This is a genomic window from Exiguobacterium sp. s191 (genome assembly GCF_018618955.1).
Classification (GTDB): Bacteria; Bacillota; Bacilli; order Exiguobacteriales; family Exiguobacteriaceae; genus Exiguobacterium_A; species Exiguobacterium_A abrahamii.
This window is the reverse complement of sequence record NZ_JACSNC010000001.1, coordinates 1,791,506-1,807,687: the sequence shown is the minus strand read 5'-3', so window position 1 is coordinate 1,807,687 and position 16,182 is coordinate 1,791,506. Positions and strand designations below refer to the sequence as shown.

The window sequence follows — 16,182 nt, the reverse complement described above, 5'->3', positions numbered from 1 at the left end:
AGTCTTGTCAGCTAGACACCGATTGTTCATTGATTTCCGTCCAAGACGTCGCTTTCCGCGGGCGGAAGGCAAGCCTCCTCGTCGCGTGTGCTCCTGCGGGGTCTTGCCTATTCCGCTCTTCCCGCAGGAGTCTCCGTCTTTTCCGAAAATCAACAATCTAACGTGCTACTGAGAGGACAAGAAATACACCGTAAGATGGCGTGACGCTGTCTTGCGGTGTATTTGCATATGCACTCAAATACTTTCTTTCAATAGTGTAAGGAAGAGTAACTGGAAGAATATTCTATAATAGAGGGAGAGCGAAATCAGATCTTAGTTGCTTTCGTAAGATTCCGTTGATTATAGGAGTGAGTTTCATGCATAAAGTATTGTTTGGTTTATCTGTCTTAAATAGTCTCTACATTACGAACAACTTATTTACGTATTCCGATAGTTTTTTGAATGCACCTCTGGGCATCACGACCATTATTGCCGTGACATTGATGTATCTAAACGATAGTGCCAAAAAAGATAAACCATCGTTATACACAAAAGCGACGGATGGGTTAGGATTCATTAATATTTTGATTGGTCTCTCGCTGATTGTCTTTATTTAAGGGTGATTTAGAACGTTAAAGTGCATGATTATACGGAATTATCGTAAGTCTGATGCGGTGTCAGGCTTCTTTTTTATGGTCCAATCTACGAGTTTGAAAAAAATAAAATATATTTTATATAAAAAAGATTGATGTGTAACCGGTTACACAATATGATGATTCTTGTAAGCGTTATCAAAAGAAAGAGGTGGCGAAACATGTCGACCATCCGGGAAGTAGCGAAAGCGGCACATGTCTCCGTCGCGACGGTCTCACGCGTCATGAACGAAAAGGGTTATGTCAGTGAGAAATCGCGTAAGGCGGTGCTTCAGGCAATCAAACAATTGGATTATCGACCGAACCGGGTCGCGCGATCGTTGTTCCAAAAACGATCCGGACTGATCGGATTGATCGTTCCAGACATCACGAACCCGTTTTTCCCACAACTCGCACGAGCTGTGGAAGATATGGCACATCAACATGGTTTTCAAGTCATTTTGTGTAACACAGACGAACAGTTTCAGAAAGAACGCGAATATATCAAGTCACTCGAGGCGATGCATGTCGACGGATTGATCATCACGACGAACTACTCGAACAATCCGAACTATGAAGAACTCGAAGTGCCGGTCGTAGCCTTAGACCGTGTGTTACAAGGTGCGATTCCGACGGTGACCTCAAACGGATACGAAGGTGGGAAGAAAGCAGCTTCGTTCTTACTTGCTTCTGGTGCGACGGAGCTCGCTGTCATCAGCGGTCCTTCGAAACTCCCGACGATCAAGAAACGACGGGATGGTTTCGAAGAAATCGCCGGAACCCATCTCGTTGCAAGCATCGAGTCACCGTTCCATTTTCAAGGGGCGCTTGATGCCGCGAACTATCTGTTTGATCACTATCATTGCAACGGGATCTTTGCTGCGAGTGATGTCATTGCCGCAGCAACGGTGCAGGTCGCTGCGGAACGCGGGATCACGATTCCAGACGAGCTACAAGTGATCGGCTATGACGGGATCGAACTCGGACAAATGATTTCACCACCGTTGACGACGATTGCGCAGCCGATCTATCAAATGGGGGAACTAGCCGCGAAACTCCTGATTCAGCGGATTGAAGGCACACCAATTGCCGCCGTCCATCATGAGTTGACGGTTGAGATCATCGAACGGGAAACGACGAAACGGAAGGATGAGGAAGCATGAAACAAATCAGTGTCATCGGCAGTATCTCGATGGATCTCGTCGTTGAAAGTAAACGCCGTCCAGGCGCAGGCGAAACGGTCATCGGGGATGCCTTTCATACCGTACCGGGCGGAAAGGGTGCGAACCAAGCGGTCGCAGTCGCGCGTCTTGGCAGTACCGTCGAAATGATCGGTTGCGTTGGTAGTGACGCGAACGGTGAAGCGATCCGCGAAAACTTCAAAATGCAAGGAGTGCAGACGACGCACTTGAAAACGATTGAAGGTGAACGGACAGGAACGGCACACATCACGCTCGCTGAAGGCGATAACTCGATCGTCGTCGTTCAGTCTGCCAATCAACATGTGAAGTTTGCAGATAACGCACTCGCACCGATTCTCGCAGACAGTGAAATCATCTTACTCCAGCTCGAGATTCCAATCGAAACGGTCGAGACCGTTGCTCGCGAAGCATATGCAGCCGGCATTCCAGTCGTCTTGAATCCAGCACCGGCGATGTCACTCAGTCCAGAATTGATTGAACACGTCACATACTTAACGCCAAACGAACATGAATGTGGCTTGATCTTTGGACAAGACCAACCAATCGAACATTGGCTCATGGAATACCCGAATAAATTGATTGTGACGGAAGGTAGTCGCGGCGCACGCTTCTACGACGGTGAGTCGATCGTGACGATTCCAGCGATCGAGACGACGGTCGTTGATACGACAGGAGCAGGGGATACGTTCAACGGTGCCTTAGCCGTTGCGTTAACGGAAGGACAACCGCTCGTTGAAGCGATTCGTTTCGCGAACCGGGCAGCCGGCTTATCTATCCGCGCGCTTGGCGCACAAGGCGGCATGCCGACACGGGAACAGATGGAGGGAGACGCATGAAGAAGCATGGTATCTTAAACAGTCATATCAGCAAAGTCCTGACTGATCTCGGTCATACCGATACGATCGTCATCGCTGATTGCGGCTTACCGATTCCAGATGGGGTCGCACGGATTGATTTAGCACTGGAACTCGGCACACCATCATTCCTCGACGTCGTCCGTGTCGTCGCCGGTGACATGGCGATTGAACAGCTGACACTGGCGACAGAGATCAAAGAAGCGAATCCGGACGTCCTCGAGCAACTAGAAGCCATGCAGATCGAGACGACGTTCGTCACGCATGAGGAATTCAAGAAACAGACACAGCAGGCGAAGGTCATCATCCGGACCGGGGAAGCGACACCTTACGCAAATGTCATTTTCCATTCCGGCGTAATCTTTTAAGGGGGTCATGCGATGCGTATCGAGATGACAGGTATCAAAAAAGCATTTGGTCCCGTCCCTGTCCTAAAAGGTGTCGACTTCGAACTCGCTGCGGGTGAGATCCACGCCTTGATGGGAGAGAACGGTGCCGGGAAGTCAACGCTGATGAAGATTTTGACCGGTGTCCATAAAGCGGACGCAGGCACGATCCGCGTCGATGGACAGGACGTCGAGTATAAGAATCCGAAACTTGCCGAAGAAGCGGGGATCGCCTTCATTCACCAGGAACTGAACATCCTCCCGGATTTGACGGTAACGGAGAATCTGTTCCTCGGACGGGAGCTGAAGTCACGCTTCGGGATTCTCAAGCAAGGGGAGATGAAGCGGCAGGCAGAACGTGAACTCGCGGAATTGAACGTCTTCATGGACGTCGATCAACTCGCTCGGACGTTATCAGTCGGTCAACAACAGATGATCGAGATCGCAAAAGCTCTAATGACGGACGCGAAGGTCATCATCATGGATGAACCGACAGCCGCACTGACGGAGCGGGAAATTCGTGCCTTATTTAGCGTCGCGACGGCACTGCGCAACCAAGGTGTCTCAATCGTCTATATCTCGCACCGGATGGAGGAAATCTTCGAGCTCTGCGACCGAATCACCGTCTTACGGGACGGGATTTCCGTCTCGACACACGCGATTCCCGAGACATCCTTCGAACAGATCGTCCGTGAGATGGTCGGTCGTGAGATGGGTGAACGGTATCCGGATCGTGACGTTTCGATCGGTGCGACCGTTCTCGAAGTCAAACAGGCGAGCGGGAAACGGTTCGACGATGTCTCGTTCTCCGTCAAGGCAGGCGAAATCATCGGCTTCTCCGGTTTGATGGGTGCGGGGCGGACGGAAGTCATGCGCGGACTGTTCGGGGTCGATCGCCTGAAAGAAGGAACGATCGAACTGAACGGACAGTCGCTGAAGATCAAGACACCGTACGACGCAATTCGCCAGGGCATCGGCTTTTTGACCGAAGACCGCAAAGGCGAAGGCTTGTTCCTCGACTTTTCACTGCGTGAGAACATCTCACTGCCGACGATTCGTTCGTTATCCCGCTCCGGTGTCATCAAGGATCAGGCAGAACGCGATTTCGCAGAAGGGTATTTGAAGTCGCTCTCGGTCCGGCACAGCTCGATGGACCAGCCGGCGAAGTCACTCTCCGGGGGGAACCAACAGAAGGTCGTCCTCGCGAAGTGGCTCGGGACACAACCGAAAGTCTTGATTCTCGACGAACCGACACGTGGTGTCGACGTCGGGGCGAAGAAAGAGATTTACCTCATCATGAACGAACTCGCTGCGGCGGGTGTCGCGATCATCATGGTCAGCTCGGACCTCCCGGAGATTCTCGGGATGAGCGACCGGGTCTACGTCATGCGCGAAGGCAAGATGAGCGGCATGTTGACACGACAGGAAGCGACGCAAGAAAGCATCATGACACTTGCGACAGGAGGACAATGATATGGAATTGATGCAAGGCAAGGTAACGGAAGCAAAACCGAGACGTCTTGGGATCGGACAAAAGCTTGGACCACTCGCAGGATTGTTCGCGATCGTCCTCGTCGTCTCGATCATGGAACCGGACTTTTTAACACTGAATAATTTATTTAACATCTTACGGCAAGTCTCGATCAATGCCTTGATTGCCTTCGGGATGACGTTCGTCATTCTGACGGGTGGGATTGATCTATCGGTCGGCTCGATTCTCGCCCTCTCGTCCGCCTTCGTCGCGGGTCTGATGACGGACGGAACGTCAGCGTTGATCGCTGTTCTTGCCGGATTGATCGTCGGAGCTGTCATGGGTGCCTTGAACGGGATGGTCATCTCACTCGGGAAAGTCGCACCGTTCATCGCAACACTCGCGACGATGACGATCTTCCGCGGATTGACGCTCGTCTATACGGATGGGAAACCGATCACTGGTCTAAGCCAAGGTGGCTGGTTCGAATTGTTCGGACGCGGTTACTTCTGGATCTTCCCGGTACCGGTCCTGACGATGTTGATCGCCTTCGCGGTCCTCTACTTCATCTTGAAGAAGACGACGTTCGGTCGCTATACGTATGCGATCGGTGGCAACGAAGAAGCAGCGAAGTTGATGGGGATTCAAGTCAATAAAGTCAAAATCATGATTTACTCACTCTCAGGTTTGATGGCAGCACTCGCCGGCATCATCCTGACGTCCCGTCTGAACTCGGCGCAGCCGACAGCGGGGACATCGTACGAACTCGACGCCATCGCAGCGGTTGTCCTTGGTGGGACGAGCTTGTCAGGTGGTCGTGGCTGGATTGTCGGTACCTTGATCGGTGCCTTGATCATCGGAACACTGAACAATGGTCTTAACTTACTTGGTGTCTCCTCGTTCTTCCAACTCGTCGTCAAAGGTTTAGTCATTCTGTTCGCGGTACTCGCGGACCGGAAACAAGCAGCGTAACCCACACTCAAAAAGGAGGATTTACAGATGAAAAAATTACTTGCAGTCGTCATGATGGCATTAATGGTCTTCGCAGCAGCCTGTTCGACGGAACAACCAGGCAGCAGCAACGGTGAAACGAAGAAAAAGACGAAGGACTTCAAGATCGGTCTTTCGATTTCAACGCTCAACAACCCATTCTTCGTCTCGTTAAAAGAAGGGGCAGAACAAGAAGCCAAAGCACAAGGCGCAACACTTCAAGTCGCAGATGCACAAGATGACGCGGCAAAACAAGCAAGCGATATCGAAGACATGGTCCAAAAGAAAGTCGATCTCATTTTGATCAACCCAACGGATTCAGCAGCAGTCGGTGCAGCCGTCCAAACAGCGAACGATGCAAACATCCCCGTCATCACGGTTGACCGCAATGCAGAAGCAGGCGACGTCGTCGCACACATCGCGTCGGATAACGTCGCTGGTGGGAAACAAGCAGGTGAGTTCATGATCGAACTCGTCGGCGACAAAGCAAAAGTCGTGGAGCTCGAAGGGATTCCAGGAGCATCCGCAACTCGTGACCGTGGTAAAGGGTTCCATGAAGCAGTCGACGGTAAACTTGACGTCGTCGCAAAACAAGCAGCAAACTTCGACCGGGCAAAAGGATTGTCGGTCATGGAGAACATCCTCCAAAACAACAAAGACATCAAAGCCGTCTTCGCTCACAATGATGAGATGGCACTCGGTGCGGTCGAAGCGTTAAAAGCAGCGGGTCTGAACGATGTTAAAGTCATCGGCTTCGATGCAACGGATGACGCCGTCAAAGCCGTCAAAGACGGAAAAATGGCAGGAACGATCGCTCAAAAACCGACTGAGATCGGGAAGATGGGTGTCGAGACAGCCATCAAGCATTTAAAAGGCGACAAAGTCGAGAAAAACATCCCAGTCGATCTCGAATTGATCAAACAATAAGAAGACAGGACACCTGAGTCGACGATTCGGGTGTCTCTTTTCGTCAGGCAGGAAAAAGTTCCTAAATCTATTCCTTGTTCCCGTACTTGTTTTTCTCTATAATGAAAGAAGCGTATATTACTGAAGGAGGATCATCGATGATCATTCATAACGTGGCTCTTGTCGGCCTCATCGTCGTTTCCGTTCTTCTCATCATCGTCGTTCTATTGATGTCGGGTCGTACGACCGGACTCGGAGCATTGACGGGTGGAGCAGAACAATTATTTGGTCGCCAAAAAGCTCGTGGCTTGGATGCGGTCCTAAATCGTGTGGCGTCTATCTTAGGAGCATTACTCTTCATCTTGGCGTTACTCGTCGCTTTTTATAAGTGAGCATTGAAACGACAGCCGTATGATCGCGCTGTCGTTTTTTGTATTTCTCGATATTCAATTTTTCCGGATATGGGGTATAGAGTTAGAGGGGGAATCATTTTATGAAAATCACTTTACCGAAACCATTCTTTTTCGAAGCCGGCCCACGCGCCGTTTTACTATTACACGGATTCACTGGATCGAGCGCGGATGTCCGCATCCTCGGTCGCTATCTCCAAAAGCAGGGCTATACGTCCCTCGCACCACAATATAAAGGGCACGCTGCCCCACCCGAAGAGCTGACGAAGACCGGGCCAGCCGACTGGTGGCAGGATGTCCTTGCCGGATATCAGGAACTCGTCGACAAAGGTTATGACGAAATCGCCGTTTGCGGATTGTCGCTCGGTGGCGTCATGTCACTGAAGTTATCGATGAACCGTCCGGTCAAAGCGGTCATCCCGATGTGTGCACCCGCCTACATCAAAAGTGAAGAAGTCATGTATGCAGGAGTCACCGAGTACGCACGAGAATTCAAGAAGCGAGAAGGCAAATCGCAAGAAGAGATCGACCAAGAGATGGCGTCCTTCGAACCGATGCCGACCTTGAAGGACTTGCAGGAACTGCTGCGTGAGACACGCGATTCGCTCGAGGACGTCTACGCACCGACGCTCGTCGTCCAAGCGCGCAATGATCACATGATCAACACCGACTCTGCGAACATCATCCATGATGGAGTCAGTGCCTTCCAAAAAGAGCTGATCTGGTATGAGAACTCAGGTCACGTCATTACGCTCGACAAAGAAAAAGACCAGCTCCACTCTGACATCTTGGACTTCCTGGAGTCATTGAACTGGAGCAAGTAACTGGAGGTGTCACGTTGGAATTACGTGAACGAATACTAACGGTCATCACGACGGAAGAACGTCCGTTGTCGATTGATCAATTAACGAAAAAACTAGAACTAGCTGATACGGAAGCATTCAAGGAATTGATCCGGACGCTGAACGCGATGGAAGACGAAGCATTGATCGCCCGGACACGCTCGAACAAGTACGGAACGCTCGCGCAAATCGGTCAAGTCGCTGGGAAGATTTCCGTCCACCAACGCGGGTTCGGTTTCGTCTCACCGGAAGACGGCTCAGAAGGCGACATCTTCTTACCGGCACCGGAACTGAAGAACGTCTATAACGGCGACCGTGTCCTCGTCAAAGTGTTTGCCGAGTCAAACGGCGGCGATCGTCGTGAAGGGAAACTGCTCAAGATTCTCTCACGCGGACCAGCCGATTTCGTCGGAACGTTCGTCAGTCCAAAAGGACGGATCGAATCGATCGCTTATATCGAACCGGATGATACGAAGCTGACGTTCTTACCGGTCGTCGCGAACGACGATACGCTCGGTGCCGTCGATGGCCACAAAGTCCTCGCCCGGATCACGAAGTATCCAGACGGTCGCTACGCTGGAACAGCGAAAGTCTTGAAAATCATCGGTCACAAAAATGACCCAGGCGTCGACATCTTATCGATCGTCCATAAGCATGGGATCAACGTCGACTTCTCACCGGAAGCGATCGCTGAGGCGAATGCCGTACCGGATCAAATCGATGAGAAGGACTTAGTCGGACGCGTTGATCTACGGAACGAATTGACGGTCACGATCGACGGGGCGGATGCCAAAGACCTCGATGATGCGGTGCACGTCAAGAAGTTAGCGAACGGCAACTTCGAGCTCGGTGTCCACATCGCCGACGTCTCGCATTACGTCAAAGAAGATTCAGCACTCGACGAAGAAGCGCGTGAGCGCGGAACGAGTGTCTATCTCGTCGACCGCGTCATCCCGATGATCCCGCACCGGTTATCGAACGGAATCTGCTCACTCAACCCGCACGTTGATCGCCTGACGCTCAGCTGTATCATGGAAATCGATGCGAACGGGGCTGTCGTCAACCATGAGATCTTCCAGAGTGTCATCAAGACGACGGAACGGATGACGTACACGGACGTCCGGAAAATCATTGAGCGCGAAGATGAAGAAGTGATTGCGAAGTATCAGGATCTCGTCGAGTACTTCGACAAGATGGCGGAACTCGCAGCGATCCTCCGTGAACGTCGCTCACGTCGTGGAGCGATCAATTTCGACTTCCCAGAAGCAAAGGTTCTCGTCAACGAAGAAGGCAAGACGAGTGAGATCATTCTTCGGGAACGGTCGGTCGCCGAGAAGCTGATTGAAGAGTTCATGCTTGCAGCGAACGAAACGGTCGCGGAGCACATTCAGCGTCAAAAACTGCCGTTCATGTACCGGATTCACGATGAGCCAAAAGCTGAACGTCTCGATACGTTCTTCAAGTTCATCGGTAACTTCGGGATTAACGTCGAACGCAAGGGCGAGTCAGTCGCACCGAAAACGTTGCAATCAATCCTCAACGCCGTCGAAGGTGAGCCGGAAGAAGCGGTCGTCAGTACGGTCATGCTCCGTTCGCTCCAACAAGCGAAATACGACATCGAACCAATCGGTCACTTCGGTCTGTCGACGGACTACTACACGCACTTCACGTCACCGATCCGTCGTTATCCGGACTTAATGGTCCACCGTCTGTTGCGTGAATATGTCATCTACAATGACAAATCGCAAAAGACGCAAGACCGTTACTCGGAGATCCTCCCGGAAATTGCCGATCATTCGTCAAAACGCGAGCGTCGCGCCGTTGACGCGGAGCGGGAAACGAACGCCTTGAAGAAAGCCGAGTATATGGAGCAACACATCGGTGAGACGTTTGAAGGTGTCGTCAGTGGTGTCACGAACTTCGGGATGTTCGTCGAATTGCCGAACACAATCGAAGGACTCGTCCACATCCAAGCGATGACGGATGACTTCTACCGCTACGATGAAGCGAACTATCAGTTGATCGGTGAGCGGACGAAGCAACAATTCCGGATCGGTGATGTCGTCGAAATCAAGGTCACGAACGTCAACATCGATGAACGGACGATCGACTTCAGCGTCGTCGGGATGCCAGAACGGCAACCGAAGAAAAGGTTTGAGTCGAAGACGATCCGTTCAAGCGGTGGACGTCCAGGACAAAAACGTGACGATAAGAAGAAAGACGATCGTCGTGGCAAGAAACGGTCAGGTAAGAGCGACCAAAGCAAAGGAAAAGGATTCTCGTTAAAGAATAAGAAAGATAAACCGCCGTTCCATAAAGCGGTCTCGAATAAGAAACGGAAGCGCAAATAAGCGCTTCCGCATCGGAAATGTGGTGAACGAACATGCCAAAGGGAACAGATTCGAAAGTCTTAGCGAACAACAAACGGGCCTCGTTCGATTATGCGATCGAGGATACGATTGAAGCCGGTCTCGTCTTGACGGGAACGGAGATCAAATCGGTTCGTAAAGGGAAAATCAGTATCGGGGACGCATTCGTCCGGTTCGACGGGGGAGAGGCGATTCTCTGGAACTCGAACATCGCCCACTTCGAACAGGGGAACCGGTACAACCATGAACAGCTCCGCCCGCGGAAACTGTTGCTGCACAAGAAACAGATTGCGAACTTGATCGGAGCGGTCTCACGGGACGGTTATACGATCGTACCGCTGAAAGTCTACATCAAGAACGGTTACGCGAAATGCTTGATCGGACTCGGACGCGGGAAGAAAAAATTCGATAAACGCGACGACCTGAAGAAGAAGGATGCGAAGCGTGATATCGAGCGGGCACTTCGTGATAAGCAAAAGTATTGAACCCGTAACACTTTTCTGCTAGAATATTAGTATTCGGAAAGCCCCAATTTATTATCATGGGGACGTTACGGATTCGACGGGGGTAGTTCGGTCTTCTGTGGCGTGTCGAGGGGTCGGCCTCGTTAAAACGCACCAGCCATAACTGGCAAAACTAACACACAACTCGCAGCAGCGTAATAGCAACTGCGGATCCTAGCAGCTGTCGCCTGGTCGGCTGATTTCTAGGGTCTCACTTTAAACAGGCTACGCTTGGACCCTTCCGTCTGGAGGGAAAGAGAAGAGATGGAATCAGACTGGTCGGACGGACGCCTGTCAATTGGCAGCCTGACGACGAGATCCCAATAAATTGACTACACACGTAGAAGCTTAAGTATACGATGCCTTCGGACGTGGGTTCGACTCCCACCGTCTCCATACGACGAAATCAGTGGATTTCAAAAAAGTACTTGAATCTCATTAAATGGGTTCAAGTACTTTTTAGTATAAAAAACTATTTATAAATATATAAAACAAAATAAAAAAATTAATAAGGAGAACTAAATATGAAATTTGGTCAGACAATTAAAATGTTTTTAATTGATGGTAATTCTGATGGCAGATTAACGTGTGAGTTGTCAAATTGGACTGGTCTCGCTTATAGAATTCCACGTACTGAAGTTAAAAAATGTAATGATCGACCTAATTTAAATTCAACTGGAATTTATATGTTGTTCGGTCGAAACGAAGAAGATGAAGAAGCAGTATATATTGGTGAGGCTGAAGAAGTGTATAATCGTCTTCAAGATCATTTACGAGAAAAAGATTTTTGGAATGAAGTGATTGTGTTTATTAGTAAAGATGAGAACTTGAATAAAGCACATATTAAATATTTGGAGAACAAACTGTATCATAGAGCAAAAAAAGCAAACCGTTATAAAATCGTAAACGGTAATATTCCCCCGATGCCTTCTATATCAGAGGCAGATCGTGCTGAGATGAATACTTTTGGTGAGAATGTTGAAATGTTGGTAAATATGCTAGGACATAAATTATTCTCAGAAGTTCAAAAGAATATCGATACTGAGAATGAGAACGTTCTATACTTAAAAGGCCCAAGAGGTGCCGATAGTATGGGAGCTCAAACATCAGAAGGGTTCGTTGTTTTTAAAAACTCTAAAATTGCGTCAGAAGTTGTCAATTCATTCTCGGAACGATTGAAAGTCAAAAGAAAAGAATTAATTGACTCTAATAAAATTCAAATAATTGATGGAGAATACATAGTAATCGAAGACTTATTGTTTTCAAGTCCGTCGTTAGCAGCTGATATTGTTACGGGCAGAAGTGCCAATGGATTGATTGAATGGAAGAATAAACATGGAGTTATCCTAAAAAATTTATCTTAATTTTTACTTTTTATAATGTTGGTGTAGAGTGAAAATAGGCTGTAATATTGTAAGGAAAGGAGCTGACACCTATGATACGACGTGCCACCTTGATGGACGGAAAAGCCTTATCGGACTTGATGCGACGCATTGATCGGGAAACGAAATATATGTTGTATGAGCCGGAGGAACGCGTTCTGTCAACGGAACAGGCGGAGGCGTTCATCGAGAAGTTCGGTCAGGCTGCTAACTCGGATATCTTTGTCGTGGACGTCGATGAGCAACTCGTCGGGTATGTGCTCGTCGTTGGTGGTGAGCCGAGTCGGATTCGTCATCGCGCGAATCTTGTCATCGGTTTGCTCGATGCTTATACGGGTCGTGGACTCGGTGCGGGTCTACTTGAAGCGGTGGATGCCTTTGCGATTGAAGCAGGACTCATCCGACTCGAGTTGACAGTTCGTAAAGACAATCTGCGGGCGATCGAACTCTATCATAAGTTTGGCTTTAACATCGAAGGCACACGGATTGCATCCCTCTTCATCGATGGCGAATACGTTGATGAACTGGCGATGTCGAAAATCTATACGACGGAAGAATCCTAAAAAAGATGCTCCGTGGACTTATCTCTGAAAAGAGACGAGCCCATGAGCATCTTTTTTATTGCGATATTTTATGTTGTTCGAAATCAATCTCCAGGACGTTTTTCGCATAATCCTTACCCCAGTCGTACATCGCATCTAAAATCGGCATTAAGCTATGACCGTGCGGTGTCAACGAGTATTCGACCTTCGGTGGTACGACCGGATAGACTTCCCGATGAATGATATGGTGGTCCTCGAGTTCGCGCAGTTGATTGACGAGCATCCGTTGCGTGATCCCAGGCATCAGACTTTTCAGTTCCCCGAAGCGTTTCGTTCCTTCCTTGCCTAAGTGCCAAAGAATGAGCATCTTCCATTTGCCTCCGATGATCGAAAGGGTCAATTCCTTCTCACAGTTAAACTGACGGTCTTCAAAATGTGGCATCGTTCCACCTCCTGCTCCAGTATAGTCTTTCTTCCAGTCGACAGTATACTTTTCCGCACTATGTATGAAAAACCGCACTATGTAAATTAAAAGTGCGTACTTCTCAAGAATGCTCCTGCGGATTATATTTAGTCCTGTTCCTTCATGAACGTTTGAAGGAAGTGTCAGGTACGACAATACAGAGAAGAATGGGAGAGATACAAAATGAAATTACAACTCGCAATTGATTTAGTCGATACAGCAGGTGCGATTGCTTTAGTCAAAGAAATCGGGGAGGACAATCTAGATATCGTTGAGATCGGCACACCGGTCGTCATCAATGAAGGGCTCCGCGCCGTCAAAGAAATGAAAGCCGCGTTCCCGAACTTAACGGTCCTCGCTGACTTGAAGATCATGGACGCTGCTGGCTACGAAGTCAGTCAAGCTGTCGCACACGGCGCTGATATCGTGACAATTCTTGGCGCAGCCGAAGACATGTCAATCAAAGGGGCAGTCGAAGAAGCGAAAAAATCGGGCAAACAGATTCTCGTTGATATGATTGCTGTGAAAGATATCGCAACACGTGCGAAAGAACTTGATGCGTTAGGCGTCGACTACATCTGTGTCCACACAGGTTACGATCTCCAAGCAGTCGGTCAAAACTCGTTCGAGGATCTTGCGACAATCAAGTCAGTTGTAACAAATGCAAAAACAGCTGTTGCGGGTGGCATCAAGATGGAGACGTTACCGGAAGTCATCGCTGCACGTCCTGATTTGATCATCGTCGGTGGCGGCATCACAGGACAAGATGATAAACAAGAGACAGCGTCAACGATGCACCGGATGCTGCAAGAGGCGTAAATGACACACATTCAAACGATTATCGAAGAACTGACTTCGACGGTCAAAGCAATCGATGCGACGGAGACAAAAGAACTGGCAGATGCTGTGCTGCAAGCGAACCGGATTTTTCTCGCTGGAGCAGGTCGCTCCGGCTTGATGGGGAAAGCGTTCGTCATGCGGCTGATGCACATGGGACTCGATGCGTATGTCGTCGGCGAGACGGTCACGGCGAACTTGCGCGACGGTGACGTGTTAATCGTCGGTTCCGGATCGGGTGAGACGAAAACCTTGATTCCAATCGTCGAGAAAGCACAGCAACTCGGTGGAACGGTTGCCGTTGTCACGATCAATCCGACGTCGACGTTAGCACTACTTGCAGACTTAGTCGTCAAACTGCCCGGAGTTCCAAAAGAACAAACGGCATCAGCGGACGAGACGGTTCAACCGATGGGATCGTTGTTCGAACAGACGATGTTGTTGTTCTATGATGCCTTGATTCTACAGATCATGGAAGACAAACAACTCGATTCGCAAACGATGTACGGGAAACACGCCAACCTAGAATGAAACATACGAAACAGATTAGTTCTTTTCTTCAAATAGAAGAGGGCTAGTCTGTTTTTGTCTGTAGATCTCTTCATGTATGAATGCGTATTAATCAGAAATTCTCCTTTCCTTCTTTTCGTAATTTTCTTAAAGAAGTAGTCCCGCAACGTGAGATACTCAAAGAAAGGAAAAAAGAGGAAAAGGAGATTGTCATGCGATTTCAACGGATTGGTGTAATCAGTGCATTATTCGCTGCAAGTATTTTGACCGGTTGTATGGAATCAGACCAAAGTCCGCCAGTGAATCAGTTTAGATCACACTGGATCGAGGATAATACTGCTGAAGATGTAAATAATCCCGATGCGATCATGCAACGTATTAAAGCGAAGGACTTTTCAGAAAAGGATTCGTTTGAAGCGGATTTCCGTCGTCACGTGACGTTTTACTTTAAAGATGGAACAAAAGCGCACCCGACTGAACGCGATATCTGGAGTAGTATCGTTGTCGGAAATCATGCTTACGTGACGCTGCATTATCCAAAAGGAGCAGATCGTCTTGCTGTACTAGAGTATACCAAGCAAGAGAAGAACTGGATGTTAGGAGGCGTCTCATATGACGACGTTCAAAACATTAAGAAGAGTAGTTCTGCTCGCGGTTTGAATTTACCGTTTTCGACATTCCAAGCGATTATGAGTAGTTCAACTCCTAATGGGGACGATAGCGTCTGGTTCTTCCACACGAAGTCCCAAACGATTCTGCTAACCGTTGTTCCGAAGCAAGACGTTCAAGGCGAGGACTGGAAGGAAACGACGCTTGCGAACGGACAGACGGCTTATTTCGAGCAGAAACAAAAGAGAACGAACCTCTATTACGTCGAGGACAACCAAATCGTCCTCCTGTCCGGTAACGTGTCGCTAGCACAATTAAAAAAATTAGTACGATCAATTGCTCCTGTCGACTCTGCTGATTTCCCGTATTCTTAAACAAAAAAATCCGGACGCTGCGGCATCCGGATTTTTGTTTACCATTTGAAATCAAAATCAGCACCGACATCTTTTGCGAGATGAGCATCTGATCCATAGACGAGCGGAATCGATAACGACTGCGTGACTTGCAAGAGTTCCGGGTAAGGATAGGAAAGACCACATAACGGCTTCCGGAGTCCTGCCGTGTTGACGTCAAGCGTGAAGTTTGCCTGACGGATCTTCCGTAACGTGTCGTCGAGGTTCGTTGGATTCGATTCGAGCGGATAGGCTTGGATGAACTTCGTCGGTAACGTCAAGTGACCGAGGCGCTTCGGCTGGTGTGCACCGAGATCCGTCATGACGAGGGCTTGGATGCCTTCATAATAGCGTTCGTGGACCGCCGTGACGCTTCCGAGTTTCGTGACGATCTCACCGAAGCTTTCCTTGCTGAAGTCGACGCCATAATATTGCTCATCGATGTATAAGTAATGCAGTGAGAGAATCCCGTCGGTCAAGACATCAGCGTAGCGAGCGATGATGTCACGCGTGCCGTCGACATGCCCTTCCCAGTAGTCGAACTCCATCCCGATTCGGATGTCGATTTGATTCTTGTATGTCTCGCGGAGTTGTGTCAATTCTTTCAGGTAGGCATCGGCTGTCGCGAACGACATTCCGGAATCGTTATCTGGCGCAGGATCCGTCACACCTTCAGGTAAAGGGGCATGTTCCGTGAAGCTGATTCGTTCTAAGCCTTGTTCTAAGGCACGCTCGATGTAGGCTTCGAGTGGATCCTTCGTACCGTGTGGACAATATGGACTGTGGACGTGACCGTCCCATTTCAATAATTGCATGAGTAACCCTCCGATTTTTTAGAATTGGCAAGCAAAGCGATTGACAATGTGCCCGAAACGCGGTATCTTATCGTTAAATAATTTAGCA

18 protein-coding genes and 1 other RNA gene are annotated in these 16,182 nt (G+C 49.1%); 17 read left to right on the top strand and 2 right to left on the bottom strand.

Annotated elements, in window-relative coordinates:
• Positions 1-356: 356 nt before the first annotated feature.
• From KNQ09_RS09585 to KNQ09_RS09520, 14 genes are all read left to right on the top strand, one after another.
• Entirely contained in the window at positions 357-596 is a 240-nt protein-coding gene (locus KNQ09_RS09585) for a hypothetical protein (RefSeq protein ID WP_023469208.1), read from the top strand.
• 197 nt (positions 597-793) lie between these two features.
• A complete protein-coding gene (locus KNQ09_RS09580; protein ID WP_035396314.1) occupies positions 794-1,774 on the top strand; it encodes a LacI family DNA-binding transcriptional regulator in 981 nt (326 codons plus the stop codon).
• Positions 1,771-2,649: a ribokinase gene (gene rbsK / locus KNQ09_RS09575; RefSeq protein ID WP_214858224.1), complete on the top strand. Its 879-nt coding sequence runs from the start codon at positions 1,771-1,773 to the stop codon at positions 2,647-2,649. Before KNQ09_RS09580 ends, rbsK begins: the two co-directional genes overlap by 4 nt.
• Positions 2,646-3,035, top strand: a complete 390-nt coding sequence (rbsD, locus tag KNQ09_RS09570) for a D-ribose pyranase (RefSeq protein WP_087681324.1) — start codon at positions 2,646-2,648, stop codon at positions 3,033-3,035. Before rbsK ends, rbsD begins: the two co-directional genes overlap by 4 nt.
• A 12-nt stretch (positions 3,036-3,047) precedes the next feature.
• Positions 3,048-4,526: a sugar ABC transporter ATP-binding protein gene (locus KNQ09_RS09565; RefSeq protein WP_195864541.1), complete on the top strand. Its 1,479-nt coding sequence runs from the start codon at positions 3,048-3,050 to the stop codon at positions 4,524-4,526.
• A 1-nt stretch (position 4,527) separates the two neighbouring features.
• The gene (gene rbsC / locus KNQ09_RS09560; protein ID WP_050678685.1) at positions 4,528-5,496 is read left to right on the top strand and encodes a ribose ABC transporter permease; all 969 of its coding nucleotides are present in this window, start codon (positions 4,528-4,530) and stop codon (positions 5,494-5,496) included.
• Between the two features lie 27 nt (positions 5,497-5,523).
• Positions 5,524-6,441, top strand: coding sequence for a ribose ABC transporter substrate-binding protein RbsB (rbsB, locus tag KNQ09_RS09555; RefSeq protein WP_050678684.1), 918 nt, complete (start codon positions 5,524-5,526; stop codon positions 6,439-6,441).
• Positions 6,442-6,578: 137 nt separating this feature from the next.
• Positions 6,579-6,812, top strand: a complete 234-nt coding sequence (gene secG / locus KNQ09_RS09550; protein ID WP_023469201.1) for a preprotein translocase subunit SecG — start codon at positions 6,579-6,581, stop codon at positions 6,810-6,812.
• Between the two features lie 101 nt (positions 6,813-6,913).
• Positions 6,914-7,654 carry an alpha/beta hydrolase gene (locus tag KNQ09_RS09545; RefSeq protein ID WP_035409936.1) on the top strand — a complete coding sequence of 247 codons (741 nt, stop codon included), beginning with the start codon at positions 6,914-6,916 and terminating at the stop codon, positions 7,652-7,654.
• Between the two features lie 14 nt (positions 7,655-7,668).
• Positions 7,669-10,023 (top strand): ribonuclease R, encoded by a 2,355-nt coding sequence (gene rnr, locus KNQ09_RS09540; RefSeq protein ID WP_023469199.1) that lies wholly within the window; start codon positions 7,669-7,671, stop codon positions 10,021-10,023.
• A gap of 32 nt (positions 10,024-10,055) precedes the next feature.
• Complete coding sequence (smpB, locus tag KNQ09_RS09535) at positions 10,056-10,526, top strand: SsrA-binding protein SmpB (protein ID WP_023469198.1); 471 nt, start codon at positions 10,056-10,058, stop codon at positions 10,524-10,526.
• A 58-nt stretch (positions 10,527-10,584) separates the two neighbouring features.
• Positions 10,585-10,943: a transfer-messenger RNA gene (gene ssrA, locus KNQ09_RS09530) on the top strand.
• Positions 10,944-11,068: 125 nt separating this feature from the next.
• The gene (locus KNQ09_RS09525; protein ID WP_214858222.1) at positions 11,069-11,908 is read left to right on the top strand and encodes a GIY-YIG nuclease family protein; all 840 of its coding nucleotides are present in this window, start codon (positions 11,069-11,071) and stop codon (positions 11,906-11,908) included.
• A gap of 71 nt (positions 11,909-11,979) precedes the next feature.
• Positions 11,980-12,489 carry a GNAT family N-acetyltransferase gene (locus tag KNQ09_RS09520; RefSeq protein WP_023469196.1) on the top strand — a complete coding sequence of 170 codons (510 nt, stop codon included), beginning with the start codon at positions 11,980-11,982 and terminating at the stop codon, positions 12,487-12,489.
• 55 nt (positions 12,490-12,544) lie between these two features.
• Here KNQ09_RS09520 and hxlR read toward each other — a convergent pair whose 3' ends face one another.
• Positions 12,545-12,910, bottom strand: a complete 366-nt coding sequence (gene hxlR / locus KNQ09_RS09515; RefSeq protein ID WP_047393344.1) for a transcriptional activator HxlR — start codon at positions 12,908-12,910, stop codon at positions 12,545-12,547.
• A gap of 204 nt (positions 12,911-13,114) precedes the next feature.
• Between hxlR and hxlA the strand changes: the two genes are divergently transcribed.
• The 3 genes from hxlA to KNQ09_RS09500 all read left to right on the top strand — a co-directional run bounded on the left by hxlA (position 13,115) and on the right by KNQ09_RS09500 (position 15,261).
• Positions 13,115-13,750, top strand: coding sequence for a 3-hexulose-6-phosphate synthase (gene hxlA / locus KNQ09_RS09510; RefSeq protein ID WP_023469194.1), 636 nt, complete (start codon positions 13,115-13,117; stop codon positions 13,748-13,750).
• Complete coding sequence (gene hxlB, locus KNQ09_RS09505) at positions 13,751-14,299, top strand: 6-phospho-3-hexuloisomerase (protein WP_214858220.1); 549 nt, start codon at positions 13,751-13,753, stop codon at positions 14,297-14,299.
• A gap of 191 nt (positions 14,300-14,490) precedes the next feature.
• A complete protein-coding gene (locus KNQ09_RS09500; protein ID WP_214858218.1) occupies positions 14,491-15,261 on the top strand; it encodes a hypothetical protein in 771 nt (256 codons plus the stop codon).
• Between the two features lie 38 nt (positions 15,262-15,299).
• Here KNQ09_RS09500 and hisJ read toward each other — a convergent pair whose 3' ends face one another.
• Entirely contained in the window at positions 15,300-16,094 is a 795-nt protein-coding gene (gene hisJ, locus KNQ09_RS09495; protein WP_055968870.1) for a histidinol-phosphatase HisJ, read from the bottom strand.
• Between the last annotated feature and the right edge of the window lie 88 nt (positions 16,095-16,182).

Excerpts from the sequence above, each read along its gene's own strand:
- KNQ09_RS09500 (WP_214858218.1), top strand. The coding sequence starts at position 14,491 with ATGCGATTTCAACGGATTGGTGTAATCAGTGCATTATTCGCTGCAAGT.
- rbsD (WP_087681324.1), top strand. The coding sequence starts at position 2,646 with ATGAAGAAGCATGGTATCTTAAACAGTCATATCAGCAAAGTCCTGACT.
- rbsB (WP_050678684.1), top strand. The coding sequence starts at position 5,524 with ATGAAAAAATTACTTGCAGTCGTCATGATGGCATTAATGGTCTTCGCA.
- hxlR (WP_047393344.1), bottom strand. The coding sequence starts at position 12,910 with ATGCCACATTTTGAAGACCGTCAGTTTAACTGTGAGAAGGAATTGACC.
- KNQ09_RS09565 (WP_195864541.1), top strand. The coding sequence starts at position 3,048 with ATGCGTATCGAGATGACAGGTATCAAAAAAGCATTTGGTCCCGTCCCT.
- hxlB (WP_214858220.1), top strand. The coding sequence starts at position 13,751 with ATGACACACATTCAAACGATTATCGAAGAACTGACTTCGACGGTCAAA.
- rbsK (WP_214858224.1), top strand. The coding sequence starts at position 1,771 with ATGAAACAAATCAGTGTCATCGGCAGTATCTCGATGGATCTCGTCGTT.
- hisJ (WP_055968870.1), bottom strand. The coding sequence starts at position 16,094 with ATGCAATTATTGAAATGGGACGGTCACGTCCACAGTCCATATTGTCCA.
- secG (WP_023469201.1), top strand. The coding sequence starts at position 6,579 with ATGATCATTCATAACGTGGCTCTTGTCGGCCTCATCGTCGTTTCCGTT.
- KNQ09_RS09545 (WP_035409936.1), top strand. The coding sequence starts at position 6,914 with ATGAAAATCACTTTACCGAAACCATTCTTTTTCGAAGCCGGCCCACGC.
- rbsC (WP_050678685.1), top strand. The coding sequence starts at position 4,528 with ATGGAATTGATGCAAGGCAAGGTAACGGAAGCAAAACCGAGACGTCTT.
- KNQ09_RS09525 (WP_214858222.1), top strand. The coding sequence starts at position 11,069 with ATGAAATTTGGTCAGACAATTAAAATGTTTTTAATTGATGGTAATTCT.
- hxlA (WP_023469194.1), top strand. The coding sequence starts at position 13,115 with ATGAAATTACAACTCGCAATTGATTTAGTCGATACAGCAGGTGCGATT.
- KNQ09_RS09585 (WP_023469208.1), top strand. The coding sequence starts at position 357 with ATGCATAAAGTATTGTTTGGTTTATCTGTCTTAAATAGTCTCTACATT.
- KNQ09_RS09520 (WP_023469196.1), top strand. The coding sequence starts at position 11,980 with ATGATACGACGTGCCACCTTGATGGACGGAAAAGCCTTATCGGACTTG.
- smpB (WP_023469198.1), top strand. The coding sequence starts at position 10,056 with ATGCCAAAGGGAACAGATTCGAAAGTCTTAGCGAACAACAAACGGGCC.
- KNQ09_RS09580 (WP_035396314.1), top strand. The coding sequence starts at position 794 with ATGTCGACCATCCGGGAAGTAGCGAAAGCGGCACATGTCTCCGTCGCG.